Source organism: Alcanivorax sp. (assembly GCF_040118815.1).
GTDB lineage: Bacteria > Pseudomonadota > Gammaproteobacteria > Pseudomonadales > Alcanivoracaceae > Alcanivorax.
Genome location: NZ_JBEDTC010000001.1, coordinates 332720 through 354193, shown reverse-complemented (window position 1 = coordinate 354193; position 21474 = coordinate 332720). Strand labels below are relative to the sequence as shown.

General features: G+C 57.8%; 24 protein-coding genes and 1 tRNA gene. 5 read left to right on the top strand and 20 right to left on the bottom strand.

Annotated features, from left to right (window positions below; genetic code table 11):
• Positions 1–2: 2 nt before the first annotated feature.
• From ABNH18_RS01580 to ABNH18_RS01560, 5 genes are read right to left on the bottom strand one after another with little or no spacing between them, the layout of a single operon-like run.
• The gene (locus ABNH18_RS01580; RefSeq protein WP_349381129.1) at positions 3–803 is read right to left on the bottom strand and encodes a DUF1365 domain-containing protein; all 801 of its coding nucleotides are present in this window, start codon (positions 801–803) and stop codon (positions 3–5) included.
• On the bottom strand, positions 800–2071 hold the full coding sequence (locus ABNH18_RS01575; protein ID WP_349381128.1) for an NAD(P)/FAD-dependent oxidoreductase: 1272 nt from the start codon (positions 2069–2071) through the stop codon (positions 800–802). The genes ABNH18_RS01580 and ABNH18_RS01575 overlap by 4 nt, the downstream gene beginning before the upstream one ends.
• A complete protein-coding gene (locus tag ABNH18_RS01570; RefSeq protein ID WP_349381127.1) occupies positions 2068–3573 on the bottom strand; it encodes a cryptochrome/photolyase family protein in 1506 nt (501 codons plus the stop codon). Before ABNH18_RS01570 ends, ABNH18_RS01575 begins: the two co-directional genes overlap by 4 nt.
• Positions 3570–4472, bottom strand: coding sequence for a MerR family transcriptional regulator (locus tag ABNH18_RS01565; RefSeq protein WP_349381126.1), 903 nt, complete (start codon positions 4470–4472; stop codon positions 3570–3572). The genes ABNH18_RS01570 and ABNH18_RS01565 overlap by 4 nt, the downstream gene beginning before the upstream one ends.
• Complete coding sequence (locus ABNH18_RS01560; RefSeq protein ID WP_349381125.1) at positions 4469–5470, bottom strand: YbgA family protein; 1002 nt, start codon at positions 5468–5470, stop codon at positions 4469–4471. Before ABNH18_RS01560 ends, ABNH18_RS01565 begins: the two co-directional genes overlap by 4 nt.
• A gap of 213 nt (positions 5471–5683) precedes the next feature.
• Between ABNH18_RS01560 and ABNH18_RS01555 the strand changes: the two genes are divergently transcribed.
• On the top strand, positions 5684–6076 hold the full coding sequence (locus ABNH18_RS01555) for a DUF2493 domain-containing protein (protein WP_349381124.1): 393 nt from the start codon (positions 5684–5686) through the stop codon (positions 6074–6076).
• A gap of 110 nt (positions 6077–6186) precedes the next feature.
• Here the strand turns inward: ABNH18_RS01555 and ABNH18_RS01550 are convergent.
• The 15 genes from ABNH18_RS01550 to aspS form a co-directional block, all read right to left on the bottom strand.
• Positions 6187–6262: transfer RNA gene (locus tag ABNH18_RS01550), tRNA-Lys, on the bottom strand.
• Between the two features lie 72 nt (positions 6263–6334).
• Complete coding sequence (queC, locus tag ABNH18_RS01545; RefSeq protein ID WP_349381123.1) at positions 6335–7003, bottom strand: 7-cyano-7-deazaguanine synthase QueC; 669 nt, start codon at positions 7001–7003, stop codon at positions 6335–6337.
• A gap of 67 nt (positions 7004–7070) precedes the next feature.
• Positions 7071–7712, bottom strand: a complete 642-nt coding sequence (queE, locus tag ABNH18_RS01540) for a 7-carboxy-7-deazaguanine synthase QueE (RefSeq protein ID WP_349381122.1) — start codon at positions 7710–7712, stop codon at positions 7071–7073.
• A gap of 104 nt (positions 7713–7816) precedes the next feature.
• The gene (gene ybgF, locus ABNH18_RS01535; RefSeq protein ID WP_349381121.1) at positions 7817–8569 is read right to left on the bottom strand and encodes a tol-pal system protein YbgF; all 753 of its coding nucleotides are present in this window, start codon (positions 8567–8569) and stop codon (positions 7817–7819) included.
• Between the two features lie 15 nt (positions 8570–8584).
• The gene (pal, locus tag ABNH18_RS01530; RefSeq protein WP_349381120.1) at positions 8585–9157 is read right to left on the bottom strand and encodes a peptidoglycan-associated lipoprotein Pal; all 573 of its coding nucleotides are present in this window, start codon (positions 9155–9157) and stop codon (positions 8585–8587) included.
• A 45-nt stretch (positions 9158–9202) separates the two neighbouring features.
• Positions 9203–10507 (bottom strand): Tol-Pal system beta propeller repeat protein TolB, encoded by a 1305-nt coding sequence (gene tolB / locus ABNH18_RS01525; RefSeq protein WP_349381119.1) that lies wholly within the window; start codon positions 10505–10507, stop codon positions 9203–9205.
• Between the two features lie 14 nt (positions 10508–10521).
• Positions 10522–11346: a cell envelope integrity protein TolA gene (gene tolA / locus ABNH18_RS01520; protein WP_349381118.1), complete on the bottom strand. Its 825-nt coding sequence runs from the start codon at positions 11344–11346 to the stop codon at positions 10522–10524.
• On the bottom strand, positions 11339–11776 hold the full coding sequence (tolR, locus tag ABNH18_RS01515) for a protein TolR (protein ID WP_349381341.1): 438 nt from the start codon (positions 11774–11776) through the stop codon (positions 11339–11341). The genes tolA and tolR overlap by 8 nt, the downstream gene beginning before the upstream one ends.
• 2 nt (positions 11777–11778) lie before the next feature.
• The gene (gene tolQ, locus ABNH18_RS01510; RefSeq protein ID WP_349381117.1) at positions 11779–12465 is read right to left on the bottom strand and encodes a protein TolQ; all 687 of its coding nucleotides are present in this window, start codon (positions 12463–12465) and stop codon (positions 11779–11781) included.
• Positions 12458–12901, bottom strand: coding sequence for a tol-pal system-associated acyl-CoA thioesterase (gene ybgC / locus ABNH18_RS01505; RefSeq protein ID WP_349381116.1), 444 nt, complete (start codon positions 12899–12901; stop codon positions 12458–12460). The genes tolQ and ybgC overlap by 8 nt, the downstream gene beginning before the upstream one ends.
• Complete coding sequence (gene ruvB, locus ABNH18_RS01500; protein ID WP_349381115.1) at positions 12894–13922, bottom strand: Holliday junction branch migration DNA helicase RuvB; 1029 nt, start codon at positions 13920–13922, stop codon at positions 12894–12896. Before ruvB ends, ybgC begins: the two co-directional genes overlap by 8 nt.
• Positions 13923–14033: 111 nt before the next feature.
• A complete protein-coding gene (ruvA, locus tag ABNH18_RS01495) occupies positions 14034–14636 on the bottom strand; it encodes a Holliday junction branch migration protein RuvA (protein ID WP_349381114.1) in 603 nt (200 codons plus the stop codon).
• 40 nt (positions 14637–14676) lie between these two features.
• The gene (gene ruvC / locus ABNH18_RS01490; protein WP_290493839.1) at positions 14677–15195 is read right to left on the bottom strand and encodes a crossover junction endodeoxyribonuclease RuvC; all 519 of its coding nucleotides are present in this window, start codon (positions 15193–15195) and stop codon (positions 14677–14679) included.
• Positions 15196–15440: 245 nt separating this feature from the next.
• On the bottom strand, positions 15441–16193 hold the full coding sequence (locus ABNH18_RS01485; RefSeq protein WP_349381113.1) for a YebC/PmpR family DNA-binding transcriptional regulator: 753 nt from the start codon (positions 16191–16193) through the stop codon (positions 15441–15443).
• Between the two features lie 99 nt (positions 16194–16292).
• Positions 16293–18056, bottom strand: a complete 1764-nt coding sequence (aspS, locus tag ABNH18_RS01480) for an aspartate--tRNA ligase (protein WP_349381112.1) — start codon at positions 18054–18056, stop codon at positions 16293–16295.
• Positions 18057–18422: 366 nt separating this feature from the next.
• Between aspS and ABNH18_RS01475 the strand changes: the two genes are divergently transcribed.
• The 4 genes from ABNH18_RS01475 to ABNH18_RS01460 all read left to right on the top strand — a co-directional run bounded on the left by ABNH18_RS01475 (position 18423) and on the right by ABNH18_RS01460 (position 21295).
• Entirely contained in the window at positions 18423–18797 is a 375-nt protein-coding gene (locus ABNH18_RS01475; protein WP_349381111.1) for an HU family DNA-binding protein, read from the top strand.
• 159 nt (positions 18798–18956) lie between these two features.
• Positions 18957–19256 carry a PA4642 family protein gene (locus ABNH18_RS01470; protein WP_349381110.1) on the top strand — a complete coding sequence of 100 codons (300 nt, stop codon included), beginning with the start codon at positions 18957–18959 and terminating at the stop codon, positions 19254–19256.
• A gap of 190 nt (positions 19257–19446) precedes the next feature.
• A complete protein-coding gene (locus ABNH18_RS01465) occupies positions 19447–20667 on the top strand; it encodes a hypothetical protein (RefSeq protein ID WP_349381109.1) in 1221 nt (406 codons plus the stop codon).
• A 10-nt stretch (positions 20668–20677) separates the two neighbouring features.
• On the top strand, positions 20678–21295 hold the full coding sequence (locus tag ABNH18_RS01460) for a class I SAM-dependent methyltransferase (RefSeq protein WP_349381108.1): 618 nt from the start codon (positions 20678–20680) through the stop codon (positions 21293–21295).
• Positions 21296–21474: the final 179 nt, after the last annotated feature.

Genomic DNA, 21474 nt, shown 5'->3' with positions numbered 1-21474 from the left:
TCTCACTCCCTGTTTCCATCATCGCGTTCATCGCGCTTGCCAGCGGGGTGGCCATGGAAGACCGCCCCCTTGCGCCACAGTTTGAAGGCCTGCCAGTAAATACGTTTCAGCGTGGCCAGCCCCTGTGCTCCAAACCGGAAAACCCCCTTGCCCATCGAGGCCGAATCTGACGCAAATAATTGCAATTTCAGACCGGCCTTAAAGACGGGAGTCTGATCGTCCCGGTCCTCCAACCCTATTCGCAAATCGGGTAAGGCAACGTGAAGATACCAGTGGTATTGCAACAACATAGGTAGGAAAGGCGAAACATGAAACGCTTTGGGGTGGTCAACTACCAGGGCGCCGTCATCATGGCGAGAAAACGTGAGGGGGTAAAAGTGGCGTTCTCGCCACGGCGTATTCTGCACCTCGGCAATCATGCTGTCGGGCTGGTCTTTCCCTTCAGGAAAATGCAGGTACAACACCAGCGGATTAAACAGGGAACCAAAGGTGCGCCACTGCCCCAACATAAAGGTCCGCCCCCGGGACCAGTCCAGCCCCAGGGTGAGCGCTTTTTCTCGCACTTTGTCTGCCAGTGCAACGGATCGGCCATCCAGGTAATCCCGGTCACGAAACGTCACCGGCCGCCATGCCCGGCCCCAAGCCCAGTGTCGCCCCAGCAGCACATCGATTTTTTCCAGGTCGCACCAGACCATCCACAGCGGGTAATCAAAGCCGTGCGTAAAAGGTTGCAGCCGCTGATGCCAGACTCGCCCCTGGGCAATGGCACAGGATGTTACCCCCTGCTCTGCCGGCGCATTCATTGCGTAGTGCTCCCCGCCCGAGCGGCGGCAGCGATGCCTTCCACCACGTTCAGCGCAGACACAACCCCATCTTCATGGAAACCATTGCGACACCAGGCACCGGCGAACCAGGTACCCTGCTTACCGTTTTCTTTCAGCAATGCCTCCCGGGCCGCCACGGTTTGCGGAGTAAACAGCGGGTGAGCAAAACGGTAGCGAGCCAGGATGTGTTTTTCATCAATACGGTCCGTGGCATTGAGCGTCACGCAGAACGTTTCCGGGGCGGTGATGCCCTGCAAAATATTCATGTTGTAGGTAACCTGAACCCGCTCCTGATCTTGCTCGAACAGCAAGGCATTCCAGCTGGACCAGACACGTTCGCGACGCGGCAATAGCCGGGTATCGGTGTGCAAGACCACCTCATTGTCCTGATAGCCCAATTGCGACAAGGTGCTTTTTTCCCGATCATCCGGATCACTGAGCAATGCCAGTGCCTGGTCGCTATGGCAGGCCAGTATCACCTGATCAAAGTGCTTATCTTCTTTGTGTACGGTGACGTGCACGCCTTGATGATCTCGACGTATGGCCTGTACCGGCGTGCCGACATGAAAAGTGGCATCGCAACCGTCTACCAACGGCTGCACATATTGATTGGAACCACCGGGCACCACAAACCACTGCGGCCGATCATTCAATGACAGCAGCCCATGGTTCTGAAAAAACTGGATGAAAAACCGGGCGGGAAACACTTCCATCTGCTCCAGGGAACAGGACCATATGGCACCGCCCATGGCCAGAATATAGTCCCGGGAAAAGCGCTCGCCGTAACCGTTGTCGCGCAAATATTGCCCCAGCGGGATATCGCCCTGGGCGCTATTGAGCAAGGCCGGAGCCTGCTTGTTAAAACGCAGAATGTCACGGATAAACCGCCAGTGAGAGGGACTGAACAGATTACGCTTCTGGGCAAACATGCCCCCCAGTCCGTCACCGCAATATTCCAGCCCGTTCTTCTGGTCACTGACCGCAAATCCCATGGGGGTCGGCTGGCCCTGCATGCCCAGCTCATCCAACAGACGAATATAGTTCGGGTAAGTGCGGTCGTTAAAAACGATAAACCCTACATCAATCGCGTACTCCCCGTGGGGCCGGGAAACCGGCACCGTACAGGTATGGCCACCCAGATAGTCATTGGCTTCAAACACCTCCACCTGGTGGCCCGCTTTTGACAGATACCAGGCGGCAGTCAGCCCACTGATTCCGGCACCGACGATGGCAATACGCTGACTCATGCTTTTCCCTTTCCGTTGTTATCCATATTGTCATCCATAGCCGAGCCCATGGATTGCTCCTGATCAAACTGTGTCTTTGCTGCCTTGAACGCAGTGGTCACCCGCTCACGCACCCCGGCATGGGGCACGATGGGTGGCGGATAATCTGGCGCCAGTAACGGTTGCTTCCAGGGCTCATGGATTTGCTTGCTATCCAGGCCTCGCAATTCAGGCACCCAGCGAGCAATGAAACGGCCCTCGCTATCAAAGCGCTGGCCCTGACGCACCGGATTGAAGACCCGAAAATAGGGCACCGCATCCGTCCCCGCCGATGCGCTCCACTGCCAACCACCGTTGTTGGCGGCAAAATCCCCATCCACCAGATTCGCCATAAAAAAGGCTTCTCCCCAACGCCAGTCCAGCCAAAGATGCTTGCTAAAAAACATGGCTGTCACCATGCGCAATCGATTATGCATCCAGCCGGTGGCAACCAGCTGACGCATGGCCGCATCCACCAATGGATAGCCGGTTCGCCCTTCACACCAGGCCGCGAACCGCTCTTCATCCTGGTTCCATTGCAACAGATCGGTTTCCGGACGAAATGCCTGCCCGCGACTGACACGGGGAAACTGCGCCATGATCTGCCGATAAAAGTCCCGCCAGGCCAGCTCGCCAATCCAGCACGCGGCGCCGTCACGGCTGCCCGCATCGACCATGGCCTGAGTCGCCGCGCGATAACAGCTGGCCACCGATAACGTCCCGGCGGATAACGCCGCCGACAAACCACTGGTCGCATCCAGATCAGGAAAGTCGCGTTGGCGCCGGTAGCCCGCCAGATTCTGCTCCACAAACCGGTCGAGCTGCTGCCAGGCGGCGTCTTCACCAGCTGACCATTGCTTCGTTAATGCCTCAGGCACGCTCAGGGTTTGCAGCGCTTTCTCCACCACCGGCGCACCGACAAAATCACCACTCACATCACATTCTGGCGGCGCCGGCGTCACCGCCGGGTGATGATCCGCCATCCACACATCCCATCGCTTCTTGTAAGCACCAAACACCGTATAGGGCGTTCCTTTTCCAGTGCGCAACGCGGCTGGCGGCACCAGCACCCCATCGTCGAAACCGTGGAGAGTCACGCCCTGCCCGCGCAATCGCTCGGCAACCACCTTGTCGCGCTTTTTTTCGTTCAGGGGGTATTCACGATTGCAGTGCAGGTGCGTCACCCCGCGGGCATCGGCAAACTGCGCCAGCGCCTCAGGCACGTCATCAAAGGTATCCACCTCCAGTACATGCAGATCAACGCCCCGACGGGCCAGCGCCTCCCCCAGCTCACGCAAACTTTGCAGCACATACCAGCGCCGCAGCGGCGCCACTTGATGATGATCCCACTGGATCTGACACAGACAGTACACTGCCAGTGCGCGTGGTGTGCACGCCTCTTCTCCTGATGATTCCAACAGGGCAGCCTGCAAGGGCGAATGCGCGGCCACACGCAGGTCATTGCGGTACCAAACCAGATTCATGGCATTCTCCAGGTCTGCTGCAACACATCCAGCTCGCTCAACAGCGCCTGGCGGCGACCGGTGAACAGCGGCACGTCCGCTGGCAATGACAGCTGTGAGACATCCATCCCCCAGCACGCTTCGTTAAGACCGCGGGCGGACGCGACACCCATCTGCTGGCGCTCTGCCGCCGTCGGCCATTGATCCACTACCCACAGCACGCCACCACCTCGCTCGACCAGCCCTTCGAACACACTGCGCGACTCACCGGCAAGCAGATTCGCACCCAAACACCAAAGCGGGCGATTCAAGACCATCGCCAGCTCCAGCGCTGGCAAAGCGCTGCCCACCGGCACCAACAACCAGCCGGCCTCCCGGCGCCGTGGCGCCAGCGACAACGCCCGCGACGACCACTTCGCCATCAGCACGCCGTCCAGCACCGTCAGCAAGCCGCCCAGCGACGGCGTCGCCGCCAACCGCGCCCGCAACGGGTCACAAAACTGCTCCAGTACCAGCGCATGGCTGTAATCGCTCAACAACCCATTGAGCAACTGTTCCAGACGGCGGGTATTGAGCGATTCCAACGCCGCCATGGCCGCCGCCGCGGCCTCATGCCAGGGACCGGCATCCTGCTCGTGAGTGACGCTCACGCCGGTGTCTGGCTGAGCCAACAAGCCGCCCACCTGACTGATCGGCACGCCACGCTCCAGCCACTGCTGTATGTGCTGAATACGGGTTATATCCGCCTCGCTATAACGCCGATGCCCTTTCTCGGTCCGACCCGGCGACAGCAAGCCATAACGGCGCTCCCAGGCACGTAGAGTGACTGCCGGAATACCGCAGCGCAGGCTCACTTGCTGAATACTGACGCCGCCGTTTTGCGAGGCCGGCAAAGGGGACGCATTCACCGGCTCATTCATACCCGGTTTCTCAGGCCGAGAGGATCGGGATAGGGCGACAGATAGCACTGCTGGGCCAGATAGGGCTGATCCGTCTTACGCAGTGCGCCACGCAACAATGTCATGGGCACCACTAACGGCACTTCTTCACGAAGGTAAGCGTCAATCTGCTCGTTGATCAGTGCCAGGTCCGCTTCACCCAGATCCTTGCGCAGAAACCCGGCCAGGTGTTGCAGGGTATTCACATGTGCCCCGCGGGAAACCCGCTTCTTCATGGCAACCATTACCGCATGGATATAATCCCCGGCAATGTCCTCCAAGGGGCGCGCCTTCATATTCGCCAGCATGGGGCCCAGTTCGCGGTAGGTTTTCTGACAATGGGCCAGCAACTGGAATTTGTGCCGGCTATGGAAATCGATCAGCTGCTGGGCGGTGAGCCCACGCTCCACCATCTGGCACCAGTCTTCGTACAGGTAAACGCGCTCAATAAAGTTTTCCCGCAGGGTCGCATCATTCAGTCGCCCTTCTTCTTCCAGCGGCATCAGCGGGTAGCGCTCTGCCAGCGCCGCCGCGAACAGCCCGCTGGCATCACGGCGCTGCACATTGCCTGCTGCGTTGTAGACACGGATGCGCTCCATGCCACAACTGGGTGATTTCGCCATCAGGATATAACCGCGCAGAGGGGCCAGTGACTCCAGCGTGCGGTCAATGAAATCCTGCATCTGGGCGGTGCAATCACGCTCGCCATCGGTAGTCAGCAGGCGTAGCGCCTCAGTGCCACTGTCAGGATCCGGTTCCACCAGATGCATCGCCTTGCGCGGCGCAGGCATGCCGGCCCCCATTTCCGGGCATAGGGAACGAAACTCAAAATATGGCGCCAGCACCTCCGTACAGTAACGGGAATGCTTGTGACCCTTGTCGTGGCGCACCTCCATGCCCATCAGGCAAGCACTGATGCCCACCGGAATACGCATGCGGGGCAATGTAGACGACGGTGATTCCGGTTGAACAGTGTCCATGGAGGACCTCACAGGCTGCAGGAAAGAGCACCACGACGGGATTGCCCTTTCAGGTTGTACACAAAGGAAATCTTGTACAACTTTAACCTGCCGCCCCGTCAACGGCCTGTGAATACCGGAATGCATCACACGCCTGCAAGACAACAATCACAAAGGTGCAATCGCCAGCCCCTATGCTTATACTCCCGGAACACTGACCTTATGGACAGCACAATGCGTATTCTTGTCTGCGGTGGCCGCGATTTTGATAACCACGCCCTGCTGGAACAAACCCTCTGCCGGCTCCACCGGGATAGCACCCTAAGCCTGCTGATTCACGGCAACGCCAGCGGTGCCGACCGGTTGGCTGGCCAATGGGCCCACAGCCACGGCATCGACCAGGTGAGCTACCCCGCCAACTGGAAAGCCCACGGCAGGGCCGCCGGCCCCATGCGTAACCGCCGCATGCTCCATCATGGGCGCCCACAGGGCGTCATCGCCTTCCCCGGCGGGCGTGGCACCGCGCACATGGTAGAACTGGCCGAGCAGGCAGGGCTGCCCGTGTGGAAGCCTGCGGAGGCAAAGGATGAGGGTCTGTTTCAGGCGACAGGCGCATTACAGCGCTGATAGATCCACCACACAGGGAAACATCAAAGGGGAGCAGTTGGGCAGCGGAGGCTGAAATGGGAAAGGGCTGAAACGAAAAAGGGCCCGCCGTAGGCGAGCCCTTTTAAATATGGTGGGTCGTGCTGGATTCGAACCAGCGACCAATTGGTTAAAAGCCAACTGCTCTACCAACTGAGCTAACGACCCGCTCCCGAAGGAGGCGCAAATAATACGGATTTATTTCTGGGAGACAAGGGGTTAACCGAATTTTTTTCCGCTTTATTGATAGTTTGTTGGATCTTTAACCAATGCATCCAAGAACCCCTGGCTCCGCAGACGGCAACTGTCGCATTTGCCACAGGCATTGCCATTCTCGTCAGCCTGGTAGCAAGACACTGTGAGCCCGTAATCCAGCCCCAGTGCCACACCCTGCTGAATAATCTGCGCCTTGCTCAGGTGCATCAGCGGGGTCTCAATCTGCATCGGCCGGCCTTCCACGCCGGCCTTGGTAGCCAGATTGGCCATTGACTGGAACGCGTCGATAAACGCCGGGCGACAATCCGGGTAACCGGAGTAGTCCACCGCATTCACACCAATAAAAATCGCTTGTGCATCAACGACTTCCGCCAGGCCCAGCGCCAACGACAGGAACACGGTATTGCGCGCAGGTACATAGGTCACCGGAATGCCCTCGCCACCGTCTTCCGGAACATCGATGGAATGATCGGTCAGCGCGGAGCCACCGATATTGCCCATGCCCAACTCGATAACACGGTGGCTCAATGCCCCCAGCGCCCCGGAGACCTGCACTGCCGCATCCAGCTCCGAACGGGTACGCTGGCCATAATCGAACGCGATGGTATGGCATTGATAGCCCTGATCCCGGGCGATGGCCAGGCAAGTGGCTGAGTCCAGGCCACCGGACAGCAACACCACAGCGTTTTTCATGGCAGGCTCCTTAATTACTCATTGTAGAAGGTTTTGCGGTTGTACATCTGGCGTCTGGCATCAACAATCAACGCCCCCGGGCATCATTCCACAGGTATTTATGCAGCTGTAACTGAAAACGTACCGGTAAGCGGTCAGCCACAATCCAATCCGCCAAGTCCCCCGGTGCCAGACCGTCCTGCACCGGCGAAAACAGCACATCGCTGACCCGTTTATGCAGCTGGTGCTGGTCCAGCATAAAACGCGCCCAGTCATAGTCCTTGCGATCCGCCAGCACGAACTTCACCTGATGGTGCGCCTTGAGCAGGGGGATATTTTCCAGACGATTGTTGTGCTGTTCCCCCGAGCCCGGCGCTTTCAGGTCCATGACCACAGAAACGCGCTCATCCACTCCGGCAAGATCCATGGCCCCGCCGGTTTCCAGGCTCACCTGGTAACCGTCATCACAGAGCGCCGTGAGCAGCGGCAGGCAGTTGGGCTGGGCCAGCGGTTCGCCACCGGTCACCGTCACGTATTGCGCCCCATGGGCCGCTACCTGCTCGCGAATCGCCGCCAGTGTCCATTTCTCCCCACCGGAAAAGGCATATTCCGTATCACACCAGACACAGCGCTGCGGGCAGCCGGTCAGGCGCACGAATACCGTTGGGCAGCCCACGGTGCGGGATTCACCCTGTAGGGAATGGAAAATTTCGGTAAGACGGAGTTCCACAACATCTCCTGAGAGCCCCTTAGCGGTCTGTCTGGGGCGGAAATGCGCGGATTCTATCACCTTTGCCGGCCTCTGTGCCGCCGGCAACGGTGACAGGAAGACATCTACGGGTTGAGCTGGTCCAGCAAGCTCTTGGCCTGGCCGGCTTCACTACTATCCGGGTATTGCTTGATCAGCTTGTGCAAATTGACCTTGGCGGGCGAAACCTCACCGGCCTTGGCCTGCATGACAGCCAGAATATAGAGGCTTTTCGGGGCCTTGCTATGGTCCGGATAATCGTCAGCCACCGCCTGAAAATGGGTTTCGGCTTTCTTCAAGTCCGGCTCTTTCAGGTCACTGTACAGCTTGCCCGCCCAGAAATGGGCGTTGGCCCGGGACATTCCCTGCGGGAATTCACCCAAGTAGGCCTCGAAACCGGCAATGGCCCCCTTGAAGTCACCACTGACCAATTTGTCCTTGGCGGCATTGTAGGCGGCACGGTCCGCTTCCGGGTCATTATCCCCTTCAGCGCCGTCCTCTGGCTGCTCGGTCTGTCCCCGTTCAGCCAGCGTATTAATTCGGGTATCCAGATCCAGATAACGCTCGCGTTCGGCTTCCTTGAGAGTGGAAAGCTCGTGGCGCAATTCTTCCAGCTGCCCTTGCAGCTGCTGAATCTGTTCTTCAAATTGTTGCTGCTGTTGCATCAACACCATCAACCCATCCTCGTTCACCGCAGCAGACGGTGTGGAGGTATTGCGCATTTGCGACTGCGCTTGGGCGAGGCTGCGCTCTTCAACGGCCAGCGGCCCAGTGCTCTGTGCATGCGCACAGAACACCAGGGAGCTGAGCATCGCGCCTGCGAGCAGGCGCGCTGTCATCACTACCTTCATGCCTTACGGACGGCCGGACAGGTAGTTAATTTCTACGCGGCGATTCTTGGCCCAGTCCATTTCACCGTGGCCAAAGGCTGCCGGCTTCTCTTCACCGTAGGAAACGATTTCCAGCTGTGAAGAAGCAACACCCTGTACGCGCAGGAACTTCTCTACCGCTTTGGAACGACGCTCAGACAGAGCAACGTTGTATTCACGGGTACCGCGCTCATCAGCGTGACCTTCCATGCGAATTTTCGCGTTAGCGTTATTCTTCAGGTAGGTCGCGTGGGCACGCAGGGTTTCGAAAGCCGCAGCCGGAACGGTGTTGCTGTCGAACGCGAAGTAGATAACGCGAGAATCGGTAGTACCGTCATAGTTAGACGGATGGTTGTAGAAGTTGTCAGCAGTCAGCGGGATGCTGCTGGTGTCCGGCTTAACCGGCTCTGACGGCTCAACCGGAGTGACCGGAGAAGTGTCAGTCTGCTGGGACATGTTGTCCGTGGCAGAAGAGTCGTCTTCAGTCGGGGTGCTGGAACAGGCTGCCAGGGCAGCTGCCAGCACAATGGCAAACAGCGGGTTAAGTAATGAACGCATGCGAAAAGCTCCTATAATTTCCTAGTATTGGATTCCGAGAACCACTCAGAGGAACGGCGACCATGCCGGTTCTCTGACTTCCCCTTCCTTCGACGGCAGCTCAACTTTCACTCTGCCATCGATGGATACGGCTTCCAGAACCCCCGTTCCCCCGTGTTGCGTCCCGTAAATTACCATACTTCCATTGGGTGCAACACTGGGCGATTCATCCATATCGGTGCGGGTCACAATATTAAATGTGCCACGCTGGAGGTCCTGCACACCGACATTGAAATTTCCATTTCGCCGATGCACATAAACGAGATAGCGGCCATCGGGGGTAACATCCGAGCGCGCATTATAGGCACCCTGGAACGACACCCGCCGGACCGACTTATCATTTATGTTCAGTTTATAAATCTGTGGGCCACCAGAACGGCTGGAAGTGAACACCAGGTGTTCGCCATCCGGTAACCAGCGCGGCTCGGTATCAATGCCGTAATTGTTGGTTAACCGGGTCAGCCCTTTGGTGGACAGATTTAACATATAAATTTCGGGATTACCGTCGCGCGACAGCGTCAGCGCCAGCTTCTGGCCATCCGGCGACCAGTCCGGGGCACCGTTAATGCCACTAAAACTGGACACTTTTTCCCGCTCGGTGGTGGCCAGGCTATGAATATAAATCGCCGGGCGCCCCTGATCTTCAAACGATACGTAAGCAATTTTCCTGCCATCAGGCGACCAGGTGGGGCTCATGATGGGCTCTTTACTGCGCAGAATCGTAGTCACTCGATGACCATCGGCGTCCGCATATTGCAGCTGATACGGGTTGGCATCATGGCGATTGTGCGTCACGTAAAGAATTTTGGTGGAGAAGGCGCCGGGAATGCCGGTGAGCTGCTCATAAATACGGTCACTGATGGCATGAGCCACATCACGCAACTGCGATTCTGGCGGACGATAGGTTTCCGACATCAGTTTTTTCTGCCGGGCCACATCAAATAGCGCATAGCTGACTTCGTAGCCACCGGTCTCCTGACGCTTCATGCTGCCAGTGATCACATATTCCGTGCCCAGCACCTTGAAGTCCCGGTAAATCATTTCCTGCTCGTTGCGCGGGCGGCTGAGCATGTCTTCCGCTGGCAACGGCTTGAACTGGCCGCTGCGATGCAGGTCGGCCTGAATGATTTCGGACACATCTTCCGGCGCATTTTGCGCACCATCAAAGGGCACAACGGCAATAGGCACCGCATCCACGCGGCCTTCCGTCACCTTGATCAGCAACTCTGCCTGGGCATTTACCATCCACAGGGCCGCCATCAAGGCGATGCTGACTTGTGTCCACATTTTGCGTTTACAGGTTTGCTGCATCCTTAACACACCTATCATCGTGCAACTCCAGGATCAAATTCGATCACCAGTGAGCGAAACTGTTCGTTAAACAGCTGACCATCCGGTACGGGTAGCGGGCTGGCCAACTTGACGGCATTCATGACCGATTCGTCGAAATCCGGGTAACCACTGCTTTGTGCCACCGATACATTGATCACTTCACCGCCCGGGATCATCTGTATTCTTACCTGCGTTTTGATGTCATCCCGGTTACGGTAATTGCCGGGAATTCGCCATTTCTGCCCTACATGGGCGGCAATGGCATCGGTAAAACTTGCCACTTCAGCGTCGGCCTGGTCCGCATTACTGGCCGCTTCCTGATCGGGCTGGTCGGACGCCTTGCTCTTGCTGTCCATTTCCAGCTCTTCCTCGGCCAGCATTTCTTCAACACTCTGTGTGTCGATGTCCGGCACCACGGGTTCCGGATCAGACTTGGATTCTGGCTTCGGATCCGGCTTCTTTACCGGATCCGGTTTTTTCTCCGGCGCAGGCTTGGGCTTGGGTTTTGGCTCAGGCTTGGGCGTCGGTTTCGGCGCGGGTTTGGGTTTCGGCTTTGGCTTGGGCTCCGCTTTTGGTTCAGGTTTTGGCTTGGGCTTGGGCTTCGCTGCCGGTTTGGGCGTCGGTTTCACTTCCGTTTTCGGCTTCGCCACTGGCGCCTTTTGTTGTTTCGACCGCTCGACCATGGTCGCCTTTACATGGGGCGGCACCACCGGGGCCTTGTGCAGGGACGGGTCTGTACTCCAACTGAACACCAGCAACCCGAACACCAGCAGGTGGATAAACAGCGTAAACAGCAACGCAACGCGGCGATCACTCATTGCGTCCCTGCGGTTCGGTCACCAACCCAAGCTGGGAAATACCCGCTTCCTGTAACGCACCCATCAGCGATACCACCCGGGAATAGGCCACGTTGCCATCCCCTTCCACCAAAAACAGGGTGGACGGCTTGTGCTTGTGGATGCGCAGCACATGGCCTTTCACGGTTTCCAGGCTGGACGATTTCTGGCTGTCGCCACCCACATCGATGAAATAACTGCCATCGGCAGTAACGGAAATAACCACCGGCTCGTTTTTGGTGGTATCAATGGGGTCGCTGTTACTGTCCGGCAAATCCACATTGATGCCTTGAGTCATCATCGGCGCCGTGGCCATGAAGATCACCAACAGCACCAGCATCACATCGATGTAGGGCACCACGTTCATCTCGGCAACGAGCTTGCGTGGCACCCGTATCTTTACGCCGCTCATGCTCATGCTTCGCGCCCATGGGCCTGACGGTGCAGTACGGAAGAGAACTCTTCCGCGAACATTTCATTTTCCGTCAGCAAAGCATCACTCTGGGCGGAGAAGCGGTTATAGGCCATCACCGCCGGGATCGCCGCGAACAAACCGATGGCCGTCGCAATCAACGCTTCCGCAATGCCCGGTGCCACCACACTCAGCGTGGCTTGTTTCACGTTAGCCAGCGCCATAAAGGAATTCATGATGCCCCAGACCGTACCGAACAGGCCCACATAAGGGCTGGTGGAGCCAACCGTGGCCAGAAACGGCAAATGCTTGGTGAGGCGAGTCTGTTCACGCTGCAGGGCAACGCGCATGGCCCGCTGGGCACCATCCATAACGGCTTCGGCACCACGGGTACTTTTGGAAAGCCGAACAAACTCCTGAAAACCGGCACGGAAAATGGCTTCAGTACCGGAATCCACGTCTGGGTCTTTACGGCTCTGGTTGTAGAGGGACGCCAGATCATCGCTGGACCAAAACTTTTCCTCAAAGGCACGGCCCGCACGATGGGCACGCCCGAGCACGCGGAAACGACCAACGATCATGTACCAGGACGTCAGCGACGCCAGAATCAACAGCGCCATCACCAGCTGCACCACTATCGTGGCGTGACTGATCAAACTGACGATAGACATGTCGGATGCCTCAACCATGTAGCCGTTCTCCTTTGCTGGCCGCGCTAAATGTCTTATACAGTGCCAGCGGCATGGCCGCCGGCTTAAGGGTGTCGGCACTGACACAGGCGACTTTAATTTCCGCCTGACAGATCAGTGTTCCCGCCTTGCGCACTTGCTGATCGAAAAACAGCGTGGCCTTGCCCAGTTTTTTTAGTGTCGCGGTCACGGTCAACGCATCATCAATGCGCGCCGGCTGGCGATACTGCACATTCGCGGAATGAACCACAAACTGAAAATTCTCATCCGCCAGTGCATAGTGCTGGTACCCCAGCGTACGCAGAAACTCGGTGCGCGCCCGCTCCATGAATTTCAAGTAATTCACGTAATAGACAATGCCACCGGCATCAGTGTCTTCGATGTAGACGCGCACAGGCAGGGTAAATTCCCCGTTTTCTTCATTTTTTTCAATCATTAAACAAATCGCCGTCACGCCGGGGACGTTGCAAACCAAAATGTCGCCAAGCGTGATTGGTCACCGCACGCCCGCGCGGGGTGCGCTGAATGAAGCCCTGCTGAATAAGGTAAGGCTCCACCACCTCTTCCAGGGTGCCGGAATCCTCGTTGAGGGCCGCGGCCAAGGATTCCAGCCCCACCGGCCCACCATCAAATTTATGCATTATCATGTCCAGCAGACGGCGGTCGGTGCCATCCAGGCCGCAACTGTCCACTTCCAGCATATCCAGTGCCCGCTGAGCGATATTCTCAGTAATCCGTCCATCGCCTTTCACTTCCGCGTAATCGCGCACCCGCCGTAACAGACGATTGGCAATACGCGGCGTACCCCGGGCGCGACGAGCCACTTCCATGGCACCCGCCGTTTCGATGGGAATAGCCAGGATATCGCAGGCGCGGCTGACAATGCCGGACAGGTCATCCACGGAATAAAACTCGAGGCGCTGCACAATGCCGAAGCGATCGCGCAATGGAGCGGTAAGCAAACCGGCGCGGGTGGTTGCACCCACCAAGGTAAAGGGGGGCAAGTCCAGCTTGATGGAGCGAGCGGCCGGACCTTCGCCGATCATAATATCCAGCTGATAGTCTTCCATGGCCGGGTAGAGGATTTCCTCCACCACAGGAGAGAGGCGGTGAATTTCATCCACGAACAGCACGTCGCCTTCTTCCAGATTGGTCAGAATAGCGGCCAAGTCCCCAGCTTTTTCCAACACAGGTCCTGAAGTCGACTTCAGCTCGCAACCCATTTCACGGGCGATAATATGCGCAAGGGTGGTCTTGCCGAGACCCGGCGGGCCGAAAATCAAGGTATGGTCAAGAGCCTCACGGCGTCCGCGAGCGGCATCAATAAAGATTTCCATGCGCTCGCTGACTTTCGCCTGCCCGTGATAATCCGCCAGGCTGGCCGGACGAATAGCCCTGTCCTGTTGCTCTTCCTGGCTGCCAACCGCAGCCGCGGTAATCACTCGTTCGTTATCCATGCCTGCGGCGGGCTTGCCTCTACATCGTTGAATGTCGCTAGCGTATCGCACCCTGATACCGTACTGCTATTACTGTTATCACAAAGTGAAGGGCGACACCGGATTAAGACACTAGCGGGCCAGGCTTTTGAGCGCCTTGCGGATCAATTGCTCACTGCTAAGGCCATCCTCATCCGCAGCCTTCCCCACCGCAGCGGCAGCGTCCTTATTGCGATAGCCCAGCGCTTCCAGGGCAGCAATGGCATCGCTGCGGGCGTCATCAGGCTGACGTGTATCCACCCGACCGGGCAAATTCACCGGGCCACCGTCAATCTTGTCGAGCCGATCACTCATTTCGATCACCAGCCGCTCGGCGGTTTTCTTGCCGATGCCCGGCACCTTTACCAACGAGGTGGTGTCCTGATCCTGAATACAGCGAGCCAGTCGATCCGCTTCGATGCCGGACAGAATCGCCAAAGCCATTTTCGGCCCAACCCCGTTCACCTTAATCAAGGCGCGGAACAGCTCACGCTCATAGCGATCGGCAAAACCGTACAGCAATTGGGCGTCTTCGCGGACAACAAAATGGGTATGCAGGGTCAATTCTGCGCCCGCCTCTGGCAGGTCGTAAAACACCGTCATGGGGGCTTCCACTTCGTAGCCAACGCCGTTCACATCCAGCAGCAATACCGGGGGACGCTTTTCCAGCAGGGTTCCGCGAAGTTGTCCGATCATGGGTTTATCCGTGTTGTTAGCGTGTGATTAAGGCGCAAGCTTAACGAAGCCGCCCTCGTCTGACAGCCGTTGCACCGCCCATTCTGGCCAGAGAAACACGCATATGGGCGTGACAGAGAGCGATGGCCAGCGCATCGGCAGCGTCTTCCTGGGGGCGCTGCTCCAGCTTCAACAGATACTTCACCATTTCCCCCACCTGGTTCTTTTCCGCGCCGCCTTTGCCGACCACTGCCTGCTTTACTTGGCGAGCGGAATATTCGAACACCGGAACATGGGCCTGCATAACGGCCGCAATGGCGGCTCCTCGGGCCTGCCCCAGTTTCAGGGCAGAGTCCGCGTTGCGAGCCATAAAGACTTTTTCGATGCTGACTTCCGCCGGACCAAACTCTTTCACCACCTGATCAATGCCAGCGAAGATCTCCCCCAAACGGGGCGGAATTTCCTTGTGGGTGGTGGCAATAGTGCCGAATGCCACGGCCCGGGAACGGTTCCCCACCTGCTCCACCAGCCCGTAACCGGTGCGGCGCGAGCCGGGATCGATACCTAAGATAAGCGCCATATTTCTCTGACCGATGATAAAAAGACAGCTGCTCGATAGCTGGCCCAGTTCTACCCGAGCACTGTCCAAATGTCCAGCTTGATTAAGAGGCGCCTCACGCCGCACGCCTGATGCAACACGCGACAAACCCAGGGATGGATTACAACTGCGCCCGAGAATCCATCCATCAAACGCCAGATAACAAAAAGCCCCAAACTATTCGGGGCTTTTGATTTTCCTTGCAGCTTGTAGCTTGAAGCTTACCGCTATTCCTGTTCTTCTGGCGCTGGCCAGCTGGCGTTGGTGTAGACGTTTTGCACGTCATCCAGATCTTCCAGCATGTCGATCATCTTTTGCACGGTTTCGGCGGTGTCGATATCCATTTCCGCTTCCGTAGACGGGTGCATGGTGACTTCCGCCTCGGCAAATTCCAGCCCGGCGCCGCGCAGGGCATCCACGACTTCACCGAAGCTATTGTCCGGAGTGGTAGTGACGACAAAGCCATCACCGCCCTCTTCACCAACCTCTTCCACGTCTTCAGCGCCAGCTTCCAGGGCCACTTCCATCAACTTTTCTTCGTCCACGCCCGGCTCAAAGAAGATCTCGCCGCGCTTGGTGAACAGGAAGGCTACGGAACCACTGGTGCCCATATTGCCGGCAAACTTGGAAAACGCATGGCGCACTTCGGCCACGGTGCGGTTTACGTTGTCGGTCATGGTTTCTACCAGAACCGCCACGCCACCCTTGCCGTACCCTTCGTAGGTGATTTCGTCCATGTTGGCATCATCATCACCGCCAGCACCACGCTTAACCGCCCGATCGATGGTGTCACGGGTCATGTTCTGGCCAAGCGCTTTGTCGATGGCAGCGCGCAAACGCGGATTATCGTTAGGCTCCCCGCCGCCCATTTTCGCGGCCACGGTGAGTTCGCGGATCAGTTTGGTGAAGACCTTACCGCGCTTGGCATCCTGGGCCGCCTTGCGGTGCTTGATGTTGGCCCACTTACTATGTCCTGCCATGTTACCTCCGCCAGCACGCAGCATGCGTCACGCAACACGTTTGCGGCACGCCTCTTTGCGTGAGGCGTACTTCGTGATGCATGCCTGCGTCTCTTGATATCAACCTTCTTCTTTTCGTACCTGTACGCCCACTTCACGCAGCTGCTTATTGTCCACCGGTGACGGCGCATTAGTCATGGTGCAGGCTGCGGTCTGGGTTTTCGGAAAGGCGATCACATCACGGATCGACTCGCAGCCGGTCATTAGCATCACCATACGATCCAGACCGAAGGCCAAGCCACCGTGAGGCGGCGCACCGTACTTCAGGCCGTCGAGCAGGAAGCCGAACTTCTCATCCGCTTCTTCATCGGAAATACCCAACGCCTCAAACACGGTGCGCTGCATGGCCGGGTTGTGGATACGGATAGAACCGCCGCCCAGCTCGGTGCCGTTGAGCACCATGTCATAGGCCCGCGAGAGCGCCTCTGCCGGGTTACTTTTAAGCTCTTCCGCGCTACAGCTGGGCATAGTGAAGGGGTGATGCAGGGCGTGATACTGGCCTTCGTCTTCCTCGAACATGGGGAAGTCGACCACCCACAGCGGCGCCCAGTCGCCTTCAACCAGATTCAGGTCGTGGCCTACTTTGACGCGCAAAGCACCCAGCGCTTCGTTGACGATCTTGGCCTTATCGGCACCGAAGAAAATCAGGTCGCCGGTTTCCGCACCGGTGCGCTCCAAAATGCCCTTGATGGCATCCTCGGTGAGGAATTTCAGGATCGGCGACTGCAGGCCTTCCGCGCCTGCTGCCAGATCGTTGACCTTGATATAGGCCAGACCCTTGGCGCCATAGATGCTGACAAACTTGGTGTAGCCGTCGATATCCTTGCGCGACAGGCTGCATCCGCCCGGCACTCGCATGGCAGCTACACGGCCTTTCGGATCGTTGGCCGGGCCGGAGAATACCTTGAAGTCCACGCCGGCCAGCAGATCGGCGATGTCGATCAGCTCCAGCGGGATGCGCAGGTCCGGCTTGTCGGACCCGAAGCGCTGCATGGCTTCGGAGAACGGCATGCGCGGGAACTCAGGCAAGTCCACCGCCAGCAGCTCTTTAAACACCGAACGCACCATCCGCTCGGTAATACCCATGATGTCTTCTTCTTCCACGAAGGACGCTTCCAAATCGATCTGGGTAAATTCCGGCTGACGATCAGCACGCAAGTCTTCATCACGGAAACACTTGGCGATCTGGTAGTAGCGGTCAAAGCCCGCCACCATCAACAGCTGCTTGAACAGCTGCGGGGACTGCGGCAGCGCAAAGAAACTGCCGGGATGAGTTCGGCTGGGTACCAGATAGTCACGGGCACCTTCCGGGGTCGCCCGGGTCAGGATCGGGGTTTCCACATCCATGAAACCTTCGCCTTCGAGGAAGGCACGCACCACGTGGCTCAGGCGCGAGCGAAACTGGAAGTTGCGCAGCACTTCCGGGCGGCGCAGGTCCATATAACGGTATTTGAGGCGCACTTCTTCGCCAGCGGCGGAGTGGGCATCCAGCTCAAACGGCGGCGTTTCGGCCTCATTGAGAATGGTCAGCTCCTTGCCCAACACTTCGATGTCGCCGGTGGACATCTTGCTGTTACGCACCGCTTCGTCGCGCATACGTACCCGACCGCTCAGGCGCACCACATACTCGCTGCGCACTTTATCGGCCAGGGCAAAGGCATCCACGGTATCCGGGTCGAACACCACCTGTACCAGACCATTGCGATCGCGCAGGTCGAGGAAGATCACCCCACCGTGGTCACGGCGGCGACTAACCCAACCGCAAAGCTCTACTGTTTCTCCGTCGTGGGAGGCTCGCAAATCACCGCAATAATGGCTTCGCATGCTTAACGTCCGCTTGTATTTCTGATGTTACGGCCCGGGCCAGGACCAGCCTGATGCCCGCCATACCCCGAACCGTTGAAAAAGGCGCCACAGTATAGCGATTCAACCGTCCCCGAGCCATGCCAGACGGCAATTCACTGCCAAACGGGGCACATGCCTACCTAATTTCACAAAATACCGTGAAAAATAGTGTCTCTACGCCTTGTGCCCTGAAAATCCATGGCATATAAAAGATGCGAACCACATCAGTGACCCTCTGTGTCGTGCAGTCCAGGGGCGTACCTGACAAGGAAGCACCGCCGGTTATCCGTATCACTGCGGAACCAATACAACATCAGGAAGACACCAAAAAGGGGTAAGCAATCCATGGCTGCAAAGAAAAAGACAGCTGCTAAAGCTTCCAGCGCTACAGCGGCTCGCAAGGTGAAAACCATCACCGAACCGATGAACAAAACCCAGATCGTTAACCAGATCAGCGAAACCACCGGCCTGACCAAGAAAGACGTCAACGCGGTTTTCGACGAACTCGGCGATATCATGGAAGGTCACCTGAAAAAGCGTGGCGCCGGCCAATTCACTCTGCCGGGCCTGCTGAAAATCGTGACCCAGAAGAAACCTGCCACCAAAGCACGCAAAGGCATCAACCCGTTCACCGGGGAAGCCACCACCTTCGCAGCCAAGCCTGCCCGCACCATGGTCAAGGTACGTCCGCTGAAGAAACTGAAAGACATGACTGCCTGATCCGCGTTCGCCATCGGGCGCCTGGCGCCCGGTGGCCGACACCTTTACTCTCCCCGTCAGCACCCTTCCTCCACGCCGCCCCTTGCCAGGCTGCCTACCTGCACTGGCCCCCAAAGGCCGCAAGCCTCTATAATGCCGCCGCATACGGAGGAGACCCCCATGGCTGAACGTAAAGACAAGCAAAAGGTGATCGGCGAGCCGATGACTGATGAACAGATTGCAGTGTTTCTGGACTTCCCTCCCGAAGAGGGCGTAAACGGGGACTTCCACCTGCTGGAAAAAGCGTATCGCGCTCTGCGCGCTGAGGACTTCACCCGCTTTCTGACTTTCTTCAAGGAACAGAACCGGGACCTGGATGCCCAAGACCCACAAGGCCGCACCCTGCTGGATCAGATCGCCCAGCACCCGAAAGGTGACGATTACGCACAAGCCCTGCGCGACGCCGGCGCCAGCGCCTGATTACTGCCCTCTCCCTCGCCTGCCCGCCAAACCGGGCAGGCGCCTTAACGTTACACTCCTGTCGACAAACTCATACTGAGCAGAACTTGTTCAGGTCCCGCCTGCGTGGCATTGTTAAGCCATCACAAAATTGGGGCCCGGCGAACCTGTTCGCCTACACGACACAACAACAACAAGAGCTGTAAATATCATGGCAGCATACTCTGTACCGTTCTGGCGCTCTCTGTGCCTGATCGCGCTTTGCGCTATCAGCTTGCAAGTCCATTCGGCCCGCGATGACGAGGCCGACGACGAAATGGATGAAGTCACCCCGGAAGAACTGCAAATGCAGGAAATCCCGGTGGATGAGCGCATCTTCGTCGAAAAATGGAACGAAGTACCCTATAAGCAAAGCTACTTCACCTATACCGACAAACAGATCCGCGACAAATGGGAATACCTGATGCGCGGCCTGAAAGTACCCTATCCCTCCGCCGCGTACATGAAGGAACAGTTCGAAAAATATCCCTTCATGAAAGAAGACATCGCGGACTGGAACGGCGACTACCAGGCACTGGAAGCTCGCAGCCTGCAAGTATGGCGCAAGTTCTTCGCCGGTAATTTCCAGGAAGCCCGCGAAGAAGGCCTGCAGCTTGGCCCCATCGGCAAGATCCCCGCCCTGTTTTCCCAGCTGATGTACGCCATCTACCTGACCGATCGCCAGAGCACCAAATACATGATGCTCCAGGACGTGGCCAACCAGGCGCAAGAGTACTTCGATGACATGGAAGAAGCGGCCGACGATCCTGCCGTGGCCCCCATTGTTGCCTCGGTAAAACTCGGTTACGCCTACGCCATTGCCCGCATCGCGGAAGAATCCCCGGTCCCCGTGGTGGTCGCCCGTCGCTATATCGGCAAGATCAAGAACAGCGCCGAGGAAGTAGTGGAAATCATGCCCGACCAACCGCTGGCACATGCGTTCCGCGCCGGCGTGGACGCGGGCATCATGCGCCGGGTGGGCAAGTTCACCGGCCGCATGACCTATGGCGCGCGCACCACCACGGTGGAAGAGTCTTTTGCCGACGCCCTGACGCTGGCCCCGGATATTCCCATCGTCAATTATGAATACGCCAACGCACTGATCTACATGAACCGCAAGCGCGACCTGAACGAAGCGATCAGCTATCTGGAAAAAGCCATGAAGATTCGTCCGGAATATTCCATGGATGCCCTGGACGTCATGTACTCCTACAAGCGCCTGCAGGAAGTGCGCTTGTATGCGCTCAACTTCCGCAGCTTCCGCAAGTTCGAGAAACTGCGTCGCAAGTACAGCAAGAAAACTGACCGGAACCTGACCAGTATTATCAGCGACCCGCTGAGCATGGATATGCTGAACAACCCGGACAACTACATCCTGCCCGAGCGCAACTAACAGGCAACATATGTCCCTTTACGAAGATAAGCTGTTCCCGGTATTACTGGATTGGGGCACCCGCCCCGTCTACCGGGACCGGCAACGGCTGCTGGCCCAGGCCAGTGGCCGAGTACTGGAACTGGGCGTCGGCACCGGCGCCAACTTCCCTTTCTACAGCCAAACTGCCACTGAAATTCACGGTATCGAGCCCGCCAGCGGGCTGCTCTCATTGGCCCGAGACAGTGCACAGCAGTGCGATTCCCCCGAACGGTTCCACCTGCAAGAAGGCGATGCCCAGCAGCTTCCCTACCCCGATCAGCATTTTGACACGGTGATTGCCTGCCTGGTGTTCTGCACCATCCCTGATCCGGAACAGGCGGCACGAGAGGCCTTCCGCGTGCTCAAGCCCGGTGGCTCCTTGTTGTCGCTGGAGCATGTACTGAGCGAACGCCCCTGGATTCAACGCTTACAAAAAACCCTGAATCCAGCCTGGAAACCGCTGGCCTGCGGCTGCCAGCTCACCCGCGACACCGCCCGTATCTTCCAAAACGCCGGCTTTAAGGCCGACACCGCCCGCCAGCACCGCCACCCGAAACTGCCCGCCTTTGCTGGCGAGTTATATGAAGGGCGACTGCTGCGGCCTTGAAGAGCAGTTGAAAGAGTAAAGTTCAAACGCGACGATAACTTCGTGCTGCTCTGAAAAGCTTTCCTCCGCGCTGCGGGGCTTTGTGCGCGGGTACTGAGCCATGGAATGGCACAACCTGTGGCGCGCTTTTAAACTTTACCCTTTGAACTTTCAACTCGCCCTCACCCGGGCAAACTGCC